Annotated in this window: 14 protein-coding genes; 2 read left to right on the top strand and 12 right to left on the bottom strand. The window is 52.3% G+C overall.

Translation table 11 applies throughout. The annotated features are described in order from the left end of the window. Window positions 1-429: 429 nt before the first annotated feature. From BM131_RS19225 to BM131_RS20105, 11 genes are all read right to left on the bottom strand, one after another. A complete protein-coding gene (locus tag BM131_RS19225) occupies window positions 430-975 on the bottom strand; it encodes a DUF1415 domain-containing protein (protein ID WP_090192039.1) in 546 nt (181 codons plus the stop codon). Window positions 976-1,266: 291 nt separating this feature from the next. Further along, window positions 1,267-1,689 (bottom strand): GNAT family N-acetyltransferase, encoded by a 423-nt coding sequence (locus tag BM131_RS19220; RefSeq protein ID WP_245754334.1) that lies wholly within the window; start codon window positions 1,687-1,689, stop codon window positions 1,267-1,269. A 555-nt stretch (window positions 1,690-2,244) separates the two neighbouring features. Then, a complete protein-coding gene (locus BM131_RS19215; protein WP_217646902.1) occupies window positions 2,245-4,095 on the bottom strand; it encodes a glucose/sorbosone family PQQ-dependent dehydrogenase in 1,851 nt (616 codons plus the stop codon). 145 nt (window positions 4,096-4,240) lie between these two features. Continuing rightward, window positions 4,241-5,173, bottom strand: coding sequence for an IS5 family transposase (locus tag BM131_RS19210; RefSeq protein ID WP_090192037.1), 933 nt, complete (start codon window positions 5,171-5,173; stop codon window positions 4,241-4,243). A 119-nt stretch (window positions 5,174-5,292) separates the two neighbouring features. Next, window positions 5,293-5,856, bottom strand: a complete 564-nt coding sequence (locus tag BM131_RS19205) for a hypothetical protein (RefSeq protein WP_090192036.1) — start codon at window positions 5,854-5,856, stop codon at window positions 5,293-5,295. Between the two features lie 79 nt (window positions 5,857-5,935). Continuing rightward, window positions 5,936-6,409: a hypothetical protein gene (locus BM131_RS19200; protein ID WP_090192034.1), complete on the bottom strand. Its 474-nt coding sequence runs from the start codon at window positions 6,407-6,409 to the stop codon at window positions 5,936-5,938. Window positions 6,410-6,442: 33 nt separating this feature from the next. Continuing rightward, window positions 6,443-6,832, bottom strand: coding sequence for a hypothetical protein (locus tag BM131_RS20110; RefSeq protein WP_139222729.1), 390 nt, complete (start codon window positions 6,830-6,832; stop codon window positions 6,443-6,445). Window positions 6,833-6,895: 63 nt separating this feature from the next. Further along, window positions 6,896-7,246, bottom strand: a complete 351-nt coding sequence (locus BM131_RS19190) for a hypothetical protein (RefSeq protein ID WP_139222728.1) — start codon at window positions 7,244-7,246, stop codon at window positions 6,896-6,898. Then, window positions 7,243-7,749, bottom strand: coding sequence for a hypothetical protein (locus BM131_RS19185; RefSeq protein WP_090192030.1), 507 nt, complete (start codon window positions 7,747-7,749; stop codon window positions 7,243-7,245). The genes BM131_RS19190 and BM131_RS19185 overlap by 4 nt, the downstream gene beginning before the upstream one ends. Before the next feature lie 117 nt (window positions 7,750-7,866). Beyond that, window positions 7,867-8,259: a hypothetical protein gene (locus BM131_RS19180; RefSeq protein ID WP_139222727.1), complete on the bottom strand. Its 393-nt coding sequence runs from the start codon at window positions 8,257-8,259 to the stop codon at window positions 7,867-7,869. Between the two features lie 87 nt (window positions 8,260-8,346). Then, the gene (locus BM131_RS20105; protein WP_139222726.1) at window positions 8,347-8,682 is read right to left on the bottom strand and encodes a hypothetical protein; all 336 of its coding nucleotides are present in this window, start codon (window positions 8,680-8,682) and stop codon (window positions 8,347-8,349) included. 396 nt (window positions 8,683-9,078) lie between these two features. Here BM131_RS20105 and BM131_RS19165 point away from each other — a divergent pair, with 396 nt between their 5' ends. Then, window positions 9,079-9,639 (top strand): hypothetical protein, encoded by a 561-nt coding sequence (locus BM131_RS19165; RefSeq protein WP_090192025.1) that lies wholly within the window; start codon window positions 9,079-9,081, stop codon window positions 9,637-9,639. Window positions 9,640-9,805: 166 nt separating this feature from the next. On the opposite strand, the gene BM131_RS19160 is transcribed toward BM131_RS19165, so the two are convergent. Then, complete coding sequence (locus BM131_RS19160; protein WP_090192023.1) at window positions 9,806-10,009, bottom strand: hypothetical protein; 204 nt, start codon at window positions 10,007-10,009, stop codon at window positions 9,806-9,808. A 984-nt stretch (window positions 10,010-10,993) separates the two neighbouring features. On the opposite strand from BM131_RS19160, the gene BM131_RS19155 reads away from it, so the two are divergent. Continuing rightward, window positions 10,994-11,388, top strand: a 395-nt coding sequence (locus tag BM131_RS19155) for an alpha/beta fold hydrolase (protein WP_139222725.1), incomplete at its 3' end; no start/stop codon positions are given.

Raw genomic sequence — 11,388 nt, 5'->3', positions numbered from 1 at the left:
GCCGCGGCGACAGCCTGCGCCTTGAACTCATCAGACCAGCGACGACGCTCTCCGACGGGCGCACCGTCAAGACGTTCGACGACGGCTTCGATCAACTGAAAGCTACCATGCGTAGGCATAGGCGTAGGACTGGTCGTAGACATAAAACCCCGGCGCTTGCGTGAACGTCGCAAACCTACCAAGGAATAGGCCGCCCTTTAACCCACGGGGCTGCCTTGTCGCTTACGAACTTGAAGATGCACTGGCAATATCGGAAGCTATCGAAATCTAGGCGTTTGGGCCGTTCGACATGGACGGCCCTTTGCGGACATTGGCCCAATGATCGGCATGCTGCGGTGCGGCCCGTCATTGCGGACCTTCGCTGCCACTGCAAAACGAGCGATAATGGTAGCTGGGTTAACAGCGGTTACAATACAATGCTAACGTTTTTTATTTACCCCAGGGGCAGAGTGCTTCGACCTGTTGGCGACCAAGTTTATTCAATGTTTTTATGTTATCTATATAAATCTTCTTAGGGTCCAAAACGTGAGCGAGGGCTTTAGTCATTTGATCTTGACGCAGAAGATGTATGGTTGGATAGGGTGAGCGATTAGTGAAATGGCTAAGATCGTTAGCAGCTACACCTTCAAATTGATATTGAGGATGAAATGATGCTAATTGGACATGCTCTGTCAGTTCTGCCTTCTCCAATAGCTGCTGAAACCAATCGAGTAAGTCGAGGTAATCGTCGAACTCTTCTAGACCTCGGGTAAACATGAGCAAGCTAGTGGCAACGTCATTTTCGTTAGCCCCAAGCAGGCGCTGTAATTCATTCACATAGAACTGCTTTAGTTGTGCATCGATGGTGGCATCACAGATGGCATAATACACTTGGTCTTGGGCTATGACGTTATGGGAAAATGGGCATAGATTTAATCCTACTACCATTTGTTCAAGCCATCGACGGGTGTTTTTAACTACGTCTTGATGAGCTATTGATAGTGTCTTAGGGCCAAACTTATTGATACGATAAATCCTTTCTTGCTTAACTAACTTAAAGCATATTTTGCCTATATCTCTAATTTATCTGCAAAAGCCAAATCCATCAACTCGGTGGAGTTACAAGCGTCCATTGTGTCATACCATCCTTCGCCATTGGCAAGCGGCCCTAAGCTGACATTGACTATGCCTTCCCAATGCTGCGGTGTGGCCCGTCGAAGCGGACTTTCGCGCATCGCACAGCTTTTTGTCGGCTTGAAACGTCGCTGTGCAGACTGAGCTACTTTGTCAGGAGAGTCTCATCTCCATGTCTCGATGTAAGATTCCAGCATCTAAATACTCTTTGCTGCATTCGATGAATCCTAGCTTGTGATAGAATTCAAGGGCATGTGTCTGCGCACCCAAACGGATCGAAGCGATGCCCCCAGAATTTGAGGCGTAACCGACAATAAATTTGATAACTTCGGCACCAATCCCATTTCCGCGGTGCTCTTTGGGGACACAGACTCGTTGGATTTTTACATATGAACCAAGCTGCTGAAAACGGGCTGCACCCGCTGGCATTCCGTTTGCCAACGCAATAACGTGAGTGCAATTTTGATCTTGGCCATCGACTTCTTCATGTTCGGCGACGTTCTGCTCTTTGATAAATACTGCCCGACGAAGCCGCATGCATGCGGCCACCTCGCTCTCATCGTTAGCAATTTTCACGTCTAGGTTCATTTCACATACCCACATCAAAGATCGTTAATGATTAGGTTCTCATGCGATTTTCTACAAGGCACTAAGGGCTCACAGCCGCCTTCAGCGCTGCAAAGTGAACTTTGTCGCCGTGGATCATGCTGCGCGACATGGACGGCCCTTAGCAGACCTTCAGGAAACTTGCGGCGAAGGTCCGGTTAGAGCCATTGCTACCGGTTACATTGGCCCAGCATTTCGGCGGTGCAGCAATTTGGCATCAGAAACTGCGGCCGTTAACGGACCCTTAACAAGAACTCTGTAAATGCAATGCAGCTTTACGTCAGCAGACATCAATGTGCTCAGATCCGACACCGAATGCACCGCAGCATCGCATGATACGATGTAGCGCCTCGTCGGACGGTTGGCTTGAGAAGAAAAAATAATAGAGGAGCCGTTATATATACGCCAACAGCGACGAGCATTGCCGAACGGTTTTCCGGTTAGAAGTAAGGTCGTATCGTCGATCAGAAACTGCCGCTGAAGCCCGCCGTATGACAGACGGGCTTCTTGAACAATCTCGGTAGCTTAGCGGGCTTGGGCAACATCGTCCGTGGTCAAGACGCCGTAATCGTTACCCCAGCTGTTGCGGATGTAGGTGCCAATCTCGGCAATTTCGGTGTCAGACAATTGGCTGCCAAATGCGGGCATGTAGCCAAAACCATGGACGACGGTCGAGGCGACATAACCAGCATCGGTCAGTTTTTCGTTTTCGGCAAGAACAGCGGCCGCATCGCTGCGCCCTGCGGGACCATGGCATGTCGAGCATGTCTGCGCGAACTGGGGGCCACCGCGAGCGACAACTTCCATTACCTCTGAGTCTGGCATGACCGCTGCCACGTCATCGGGCGCAGTTTCCTTGCCGGTGTTCGGATCTTCGAACTCTTTCGGGTTGTCCGACGCAATGCCATCGGCGCGGGCTTCCTCGACAGTCTGGGAACTGCGCGTCATGCCAAGGTCAGAACCGCCTTCTTCGCCATAGGTATAAAGAAGGATAGCACCTGGATTGTGCAAGATTGACGTATTCAGCCCGTCACCAAACTTTTGCGCTGCAGAGCCAAAAGCATCAGTCGCGATAAAGACTCGGTTTTCAGGGGCAACTAGCACATCCCGATAACGGTTTTGCGTGGAGAGCCATGCGACAGGATCCCCCTCTGCCGCGGTGCCATCATCGGAGAGCGACTGAACGTATAGGGTGCCATGCTTGAGTGTCGTCAACAAAACGGAATTATCCCATTCCGCGATCCCATCCTCGCCCGCTGAGTATGGCAAGATCGATGACGGTGCGATGGTCGGGTCGCAGATATAGCCACAGATCTGTCCGATCGGATAATCGTCATCGACCGTGAAATAGGTCGCAAGAGGTTCGACCATGTCGCCGTCGAAGGTGCTTTCAGGAAGCTGGGGAACAGACTCCGGGAGGGGATCAGTATTTTCGCTGACATCCTCGGCCGCTTCGCTCCAGTTGATATAAAGGTAATTGCGATCGTCGATCCGTCCTGCAACCCGGGGCCAGCCGTAATTGCCGCCGGCTTGAATGATGTTCAGCTCGTCATCAGTTGCCGGACCATGCTCCGCTTCGTAAAGCGTGCCGTTCTCTCCAAACGCAAGCCCTTGTGGGTTACGGTGGCCATAGCTGTAGATATGACTCCTGACGCTCTCAATTTCGGGGTTGTCGTCAGGAATGGTGCCATCAAGGTTCAGGCGCAGGATCTTGCCTGAATAGGTGCGCCAGTCTTCGCGGCCGACTTCGTCTGCCGTAGGAAGGACCAGCGCCAAGTTTGGCTTGCGCAGGTTGCGGCCGAAGTTGTGACCCTGCTCGCCAATGGAATAGTAGAGCTTGTCGTCCGGTCCGAAGACAACGCGGCCGGCATTATGATCGTTGCCTGCAGGCATGCCAGAAATCAGGACCGTTTTATCAACTAACTGCTGGGTATCGGCGTCATACCGGTAACGGACGATCTGGGCAGAGGGATCAGGCTCCGCTTCGCTACCATCATTAACAGTATAACCGATATAGATGAAATCGTTGCCTGTGTTCTGCAGCAACCCCGGATGCAAAGCGAGGCCAAGCAAACCTTCATGCTGTGGACCCGTGTAGACGTCGTCGAGTGTCAGCAAAACCTGCTGGGATCCGGTTACTGGATCAACGCGCGTGATCTCTCCTGAGGTGCGTTCCGTGACCCAAATCTGATCGTCGGGCCCCCAGCGCATTGCCCAAGGGTTGTCCAATCCAGTCGTCAAAACGCGTGACGAAAACAGGCTGTTATCCCCGGACTCGATTGGGGTCGGCGTGACCTGCGCCATTGCAATCGAAGCGCCAATTGACAGTGTTACCGCCAGCCCGCCGCTCAGGTAGCTCAAGTGTTTCATTTTCATAGCCAGTCTCCTTCTCGATATCACGTTCGATCACGATATTGAAATCACTAAACCCAACGTTGAATCGGCAGCAGAGTTCCTTCCGTTCATCGACTCTGTTGCGTAATTCAGCTGACGAACGGATCTCCCCTTTCCCCAGACGGATTTATCCCACGGCTTTCGTGACAGGGATGCCGAGGGCGGTGTATCCGTTCAGGATCGCAACGCGCACCTGAACCTCAGCGACTTGGCGGTCAAAGTCGCGCGCCATCAGCCGCTGGCCCAGCAGTTTCATGCAATGCATCTTCGTCTCGACGCGGCTCCGGCGGTGGTATCCGCTCCAGTTTCGCCAGAGTGCCCGGCCCAGATATCTTGACGCGCGCAGAGCGTCATTCCTGGCGATGGCACCGGCGGCGGTTGGCTTCCATGGCTGCGCATTTCTGCGTGGTGGGATGACTGCGGTCGCACCGCGGTCAGCGATGGCGCTGTGGCATCGGCGCGTGTCGTAGGCACCATCCGCGGTCACGCTTCCAATCTTCTGGTCGTGCGCGATCTGGTTAAGCAGATGAGGTAGCATCGGTGCATCCCCAGTGTTGCTGCCCGTGATCTCAACTGCTCTGACTTCCAACGTTTGCTCGTCGATACCGATGTGGATCTTGCGCCAGACGCGGCGCTTGGGGCCGCCGTGCTTGCGCGCATTCCATTCGCCTTCTCCCTCAACCTTGATCCCTGTGCTGTCGATCAGCAGGTGCAGCGGGCCCTTCGCGCCGCGATACGGAATGTTCACCGCAAGCGTCCTCTGACGTCGGCAGATGGCGCTGAAGTCAGGCACGTCCCAGTCCAGCCCCGTCAGCCGAAGCAGGCTTTCGACGAAGCCCGTCGTCTGGCGAAGCGCCATCCCGAACAGGACTTTCATGGTCAGGCAAGTCTGGATCGCAGCGTCACTGAAGGTCCGCGACCTGCCCCTCTTGCCGGACGGTTCGGCATGCCAATTCATCGCGGGATCGAACCAGATCGTCAGTGACCCGCGGCGCTTCAGCGCCTCGTTGTAGGCAGGCCAGTTCGTCGTCTTGTAGGTAGGTGATGTCGGTTTGCTCATGCACACCAGCTACCACACTGGATTCACGACATGAATCCCCGCTGGATTTGTGCAACATAGCCGCGAAAAGATGGCATGAAAATTAGGTTGCCATTTCTGAAATCAAAAGCACAACAGTGTCATTGGGTTTCAAGACGTGGGAGGACCGCCTCGAATGTCCCTGCAATGCTGATACTACGACTAAGATCAGGTTCGTCCTGATCAGCCGCTTCGTAATAGGCGGTTGTGCTGAACTGACCAGCCACATTGGCGCTGGTCTCGGTTTCAACATAACTGTCGACGCTTATAGTCGACCCAGCCTGCGATAGGTCCGCGACCCACCCCCATTTTTCGCCGCCCTCGGCGTAAAAGAGAACCCCAGAGAAAAATTGATCTACCTCTGTAGGTTCCCCCGAAACGCGGTGAAATATAGTGAGCATTAAGGGGATCTCACTCGTCTCTTCTGTGGTCCAAAGGACCAAAGAAACGATACCTGAAAATTCGTCTAATTGCGGGGCAAACGTGGATATCGCCTCGGCGTCACTCATACCCAATGCCTCACCTGCATTGCTAACGATCGTGAACACAAAATCCTTACCGTCAATCTGCGTGATTAACTGCCCAGACGCCTCTTGCGCAGTAGAAAAGCTTGGCATTATCAGGCCAAAGAAGGCTGCAGGAATGACTCTCATAAAAACGTGCATCTTATCGTCCTTCATGCGATTATATTCGGCCGACTTGATGGATGGCCGCCTTGGCCATTCCTCAACAATACAGGTCGTTCTATTTGGTCAATTCGCCATAAAAAATGCCGAAAAAGCTGATTAGCGTGTCAATCTGCGGATCGTCCGCTAGCAAATTTCCACATGTATCCAGCCGCGTTGTTTGCCCGTCTCGCGTGATTTCAAAGGTGTAATCTTCACCATCATTATATGATGGACAAGTCCCCGTGAACACAGAATTTTCAAGTGTTTTCAAGTGACCGGTAGTTAAGGATTGGGTCAATACTAAAAAATCTTGGGCATCCATTATTCCCGTTTTTTGTTTGGCTTCACCATCTAAAATTCCAGGTTGTGTATAGTTAATCGTGCCATTTGGGGACATAATGTAAAATGCGCAGGCTTTCATTACCTCACATCCGCCCTGCATCTTGGCGCTAATTTCAAAGGTCGCTGTGGCCGTTTGTGCTGCTAGCTGGATATTTGAAAATCCAAATACCACTGCCGTTGAAAATATCATTCCAAAAAATATGTTCATTGTAGGCCCCTTAATTTATTTTAAGTGCCATAATCAAAGCCCGTTAAACGTATCAAAATTTGATTTGAAGTTTGGCGCAAGCCATGTGGGCATGCCGTCAGAAAATACCGCGCTCCAATGACCGCCAGCAGCGGCACAGCTATCGGTTTCGCTATCGGTGAACGCACTTGTTAGAACCAAAGCATCTGCGCCGCCGCTGCAAAACCGTGCAATCGCGGCCGCGCGGCTGTCTGGTACTGGCTGCATAATCAGGCCCTTTCTGGCCAATAGTGGCGTTAACTTAGCAACACTTGCAGCCTCGCCCGCCAGCCGTGGCATACCCATTTCAGGCACCGCCACTACCGGCGTTTCGTTTTTAGCTACACATGCGGCCAAGACGCCGGCGCAAAAGAGAGATGTCATAAATTTCGTAAATTTAGTCATATTATCCTCACTCTACTTTGTTAAAATGTCTGGTTTGAACGGTTGAATTGACGCCAAACGCGGCTAATTGCACCGTTCATAATGGTCGCCCCAAATCTCATCCATGCTTGCAAGCCCGCCGTCATGGGTCTGCATCAGAATAAAACGCGTGCTCCATGTTTCACCTTCGCCCTGACATGCCGCATCATAAATGGTCGTTCTTTCAAGACCGGGAATGGATTGCGGATTTGTAATATCGCAAGACGATTCATAAAAAGCGAGATGGTTACCCGTGACTTCAATGCGCTGGTCGCTGATCCGGACAGAGCAGTCGTAAGCATCGTAAATGCCGTCTGCGATTACCGTGGATTGCGCACCTGCACCCATCGGGGCACAGAGAGTACATATGAACAGAATTCCAAACAGGCGCATCATTCTTGATCCATCAAATAGTCCGCGATTTGCAACGCACTTGACTTTGGGTCGTCAATACTGCGCGCATCGACATTCACGTGGATCACCAGAAAATCCTCGGTCATTAACGAAAGCTGGCGCCGATTTGCCGACCAGATTGCGATGATACCCACGTCTTCGACGGGCTGCGCGTCTGGTGTCACAGAGACCACCCGCTCAAAATCCTCGATGCGGCGTGCCTGAGCAAAAACAGTCAACAGTTTTTCACCGTCCGGCCTGCCGCCCATTTTGATCCGCGTTTCGTCATCGCTATCAAAGATGCCCCAAACATAGGTGCAGGTCGGATAGGATTTTTTCTCGCATTCCGCTAGCTTGAGGATATCGTCGTTGCCGAATGGAACCAGCGTGCGCAGGTCGCCCTCTGGGATCAATTTGCTTTCACTTTCGGCGATAGCTGGTGCCGCAATTGACAAAAGGCCAGCAAGCCAAATTGCCGCCGTTATTTTAGAAAACCCAAGCGTCATATTTTACACCTTCTATCGAGTTTAGCTATTTTAAGAAACTTGTTGTGCCCGTCGAATTCCCAAAGCTCCAGTAATCAAACCTGAAAGGAATAACCCAACCGCAGCCATCAATGCGAGCTAAAAGTTTGTGTTCCTGTTTGTTGGATCAGCGACATTAATTAATGGATCGGTTGGGATGTAGCGCACAGTGATTTCCGCACCCTCACTGACACTATCATAAAGCGTTTTGCCGACATCCTGCATGCCTTTGACATACGGGTCGTCGGGTATCGCAAAGCTATAGCTTAGACTGTAATGGACAGTTGACCCGGATCCAGATTTCGCTTGGCTTTGTGTTTTATGCGTCACAATGCCGATCGCATCGATACCATCATTCGCCATTTCCGCCGCACTCTGGTTTTCCAAAAATTTGAACCCAGCAAGTGCAATCCCCGCGATTATCATAAGCGCGCATACCCAGCCTTTGTCGCGCAAGAAATGCCCCACACCGGATTGATTTTGCTTTCTCACTTTAGACTTCCCACCCAGATTCTAACGAGCCTAGCGCGTCATTGTCACCGCGCGCCAACTTTTCACCGAAATGCCGTTTACAATGCTCTAGGTATGAAAAATACCATAGATCGACGTTGCCCCAAGGATCATTAATCGCAGCGTAAAATCCATTGTCACACTGTTCATTGTCACCTGCGAATGACCGATCAGACGCGCAAGATCATCAACCTTGCAGCCCATCATCGACTCAACATCCGATGATGATAACAGCGGCGCAGGAATGCCATCCGCCTTTGCATGGGCTTCAAAACTCCATGGTGGTTCATCCGCCCAAACGAACTCAATCGGGGACTGTGCCTCGGGGTGGGTGCCAATAAGGCGGCCATCCGAGGTCATCTCGATCTGCATTGTTTCAACGTCGCTACTTGCCGGGAATGGCATCGTTGTCGGGCCTGCAATAACAAAGCCCGCGTGGTGAACGATTTCCCAAGACCCCACAATCGTCCCGTCAACTTGCGCCCACGCGTCTGGGGTCCCATAGTCGCAAGCAACATCAGGCGCGGAATAGGAAGGAGATGCTAGGCAAAGAAGGGACAAAACAAGGGCAATGCTGGGCTTGAAACACATTCTAAATACTCCTTAAGCGATAATAAATGGAGCCTATAAAGTTTAGCCTAGCACGCAGTTTTAGAAATGCGTCATAGAAAATCGTGACCTTGAAAATCTGAGTGTCGGGATCTGAATAATTTGTTGGCAGACTGAAGGGTTGGTCGCTACGCTTTGGTAAGGCCACCTGTTTAGCCGCAACTATCTCACCATTCACTGATTGGAACGCCAATGCCATTTTCATCCTTTCACAAAGCTGTCTTTGCTGCTGCACTTTCCATCGCGCCGACGGTGTCATTTGCACAAGACGTTTTTGGCAATATCACTGCCACACTCAACGGTGAAGAACGCACGTGGTTTTTGACCGCACAGGACAACGAAAGCCAATCCTTTGGCCTGTCGATAGCCATTGCGAATTTGCAGTCGTTTCAGCTTTGGGGTCAACCAAGCGAAGATACTGTCAAAATTTCCGAAGATAGCCTTTTGTTCAGTTTCGAGGTTATGTCTGTTGGTGGCCAATTGATCCCGCTTAACGCTGGAGTGATGTATTTGTCAGACGCATGGAGATCTGGCTGGATGGCAAGCGAGTCGGAGGATCAGGCCAACGATATAGCCCTTTCCCTCACAACATTTGAAGAGCGTGACGACGGGTTCTTCGTTGAAGGCAGTTTTGAAGCGGCTGCCCATTATCGCGAGCCGCTTGCAGGTGGGGAATTTGACCCAGCGCGGACGATGCAAATCAACGGCAGTTTTAGCGCATTGTTGCCCGCGTATATTTTGCAGGAACAATAGCGTTCATGATAGCGCTTCCTTCGCCATAAGCGCGGGGGGCACCCAATTCCACTTTGATCGCCCTATTTAGCAAGGTCAATCAGCAACTCCGTTTCTAGTTCAACGTCGATTGTGGTTTCCCCTTCGCGCCAGTCAACGATCAATGTGTACCGCCTCGCAGGCAACGTCACCGCATCCCCCGAAACTGTGCCAAATACGGCAACCCCGTCAGCGGCGATTGCGCGATATTTGGTTTATCTCGGATTTCAATGGCTGCTTCGGTGATGTGCGCTGCATCGCGGCAAGAAATTTGCTGCAACTGCAAGGAAATACTGCGTGAGCAAATGCTGCGCCAGCAAAAGTCGGCTTCTTCCGCATAGCGGACTTCCATGGAGGATGCAGCGAATGGCCGCTCTCCGCCCTTCTGAACATTGCCGTCACGTTGCGTTCAGATCGCGTAAGCGTGACTAGGGCTTTCAGACGTGGGCACGCGATTAAAGAACGGACGTCGCTCCTACCTCAAGCTTCATCAGCCCAACATAATTTGGTTTTCAGCATGACCTCAGACAGATTGCGGATGCCACTCGTCGAGCGATGTACGCAGTCACCTGAGCCATTCGTAGTTTCGCATCGCATTGTTCCACGCATCCGGAGGAACGTATTGGCTAAGGCCTTTGCGCGCTTTCCATCCTCAGTTGTCGGATCTGGACAGGTCACACCACGCAACGTGAAGCGTGTTTTGCCTAATTTGATTTCGTGACCTGAGTATGCGCGAGCACCGCCGATTGCTCCCAGCGAAGACAAGCCTTCCTGAGCGCCCGCACCACTATAGGGAGTCAAAGATAGAACGATTAACGTAACTGACATCCTGAGATTTGACATAAGCCCAACTTAAAAGTGTCTTTCTTTTGCGGCAATGCGACGGAACATTCCTTAACCGATCCACCAGGGTTGAGAAAGTCGAACGCAACACGGGTGCCTTTCAATAATGCGGCAGAGCAGTACAGGAAACGCCCTCCACGCACTTAGCCGACCTTTGCTCACGCCGCAGCGAATGTCTCCTTCCCGGCCGACGTGTCGGGTGGTGCGGCCGCGAACGCCATGGACCTGGCCGTCCGCGTATCTGCTGGGAGCATGGCATCAGTCGCGCCGCCGCAAATCGACGGCACGAATACGGATTGGCCGTCATTGTCTGGCGCCTGAATGGCAGAACCCCGCCCAGGAAGCGATCGATGCTGTACGTGATCGAGAGGGCGCGGGCTGCGTGAACTGAACGATGTGAGGATCATTCAGCCACTCCGTGCGTTAACCCCGGGAGGCAAGAGCTGGCTGAAGGCACGCCTTTCGATTTCGAACGCTTACTGAAGGGGCAAGGATGCTGAATTTCATTCGTCAAGGAGCGGGCCCGCCGCTTCTCCTCGTGCACGGCCTCGGTGGGTCGTGGCGGTCATGGACCACGATCCTTCCTGCGCTTTCTGAGTCCCGCGATGTCGTGGCCGTTGACCTACCCGGGCACGGCAAAACACCAGCAGCTACCGATAGTGACACGTTCAAGGGGCTCGCTGACAGCGTCGAGGCCTTTATCGTTGATCAAGGCTTTGATGGGATCGATATCGTTGGCAGCTCAGTCGGTGCAAGAATCGTACTCGAGATGGCGCGGCGTGGGAAAGTCGGCGCGACAATTGCTCTGGATCCCGGCGGCTTTTGGCAAGGCTGGGAGAGAACTTACTTCCGCTCCACCCTTCTTGCTTCGATCCGGCTTGTTCGCGG

Source organism: Loktanella salsilacus (assembly GCF_900114485.1).
Taxonomy (GTDB): Bacteria; Pseudomonadota; Alphaproteobacteria; order Rhodobacterales; family Rhodobacteraceae; genus Loktanella; species Loktanella salsilacus.
This window is presented reverse-complemented; position numbering and strand designations above follow the sequence as displayed.

Bases quoted from the DNA above. Each gene is read 5' to 3' on its own strand.
- BM131_RS19215 (WP_217646902.1), bottom strand. From the start codon at position 4,095: ATGAAAATGAAACACTTGAGCTACCTGAGCGGCGGGCTGGCGGTAACA.
- BM131_RS19210 (WP_090192037.1), bottom strand. From the start codon at position 5,173: ATGAGCAAACCGACATCACCTACCTACAAGACGACGAACTGGCCTGCC.
- BM131_RS19205 (WP_090192036.1), bottom strand. From the start codon at position 5,856: ATGCACGTTTTTATGAGAGTCATTCCTGCAGCCTTCTTTGGCCTGATA.
- BM131_RS19200 (WP_090192034.1), bottom strand. From the start codon at position 6,409: ATGAACATATTTTTTGGAATGATATTTTCAACGGCAGTGGTATTTGGA.
- BM131_RS20110 (WP_139222729.1), bottom strand. From the start codon at position 6,832: ATGACTAAATTTACGAAATTTATGACATCTCTCTTTTGCGCCGGCGTC.
- BM131_RS19190 (WP_139222728.1), bottom strand. From the start codon at position 7,246: ATGATGCGCCTGTTTGGAATTCTGTTCATATGTACTCTCTGTGCCCCG.
- BM131_RS19185 (WP_090192030.1), bottom strand. From the start codon at position 7,749: ATGACGCTTGGGTTTTCTAAAATAACGGCGGCAATTTGGCTTGCTGGC.
- BM131_RS20105 (WP_139222726.1), bottom strand. From the start codon at position 8,682: ATGCCATTCCCGGCAAGTAGCGACGTTGAAACAATGCAGATCGAGATG.
- BM131_RS19165 (WP_090192025.1), top strand. From the start codon at position 9,079: ATGCCATTTTCATCCTTTCACAAAGCTGTCTTTGCTGCTGCACTTTCC.
- BM131_RS19160 (WP_090192023.1), bottom strand. From the start codon at position 10,009: ATGGAAGTCCGCTATGCGGAAGAAGCCGACTTTTGCTGGCGCAGCATT.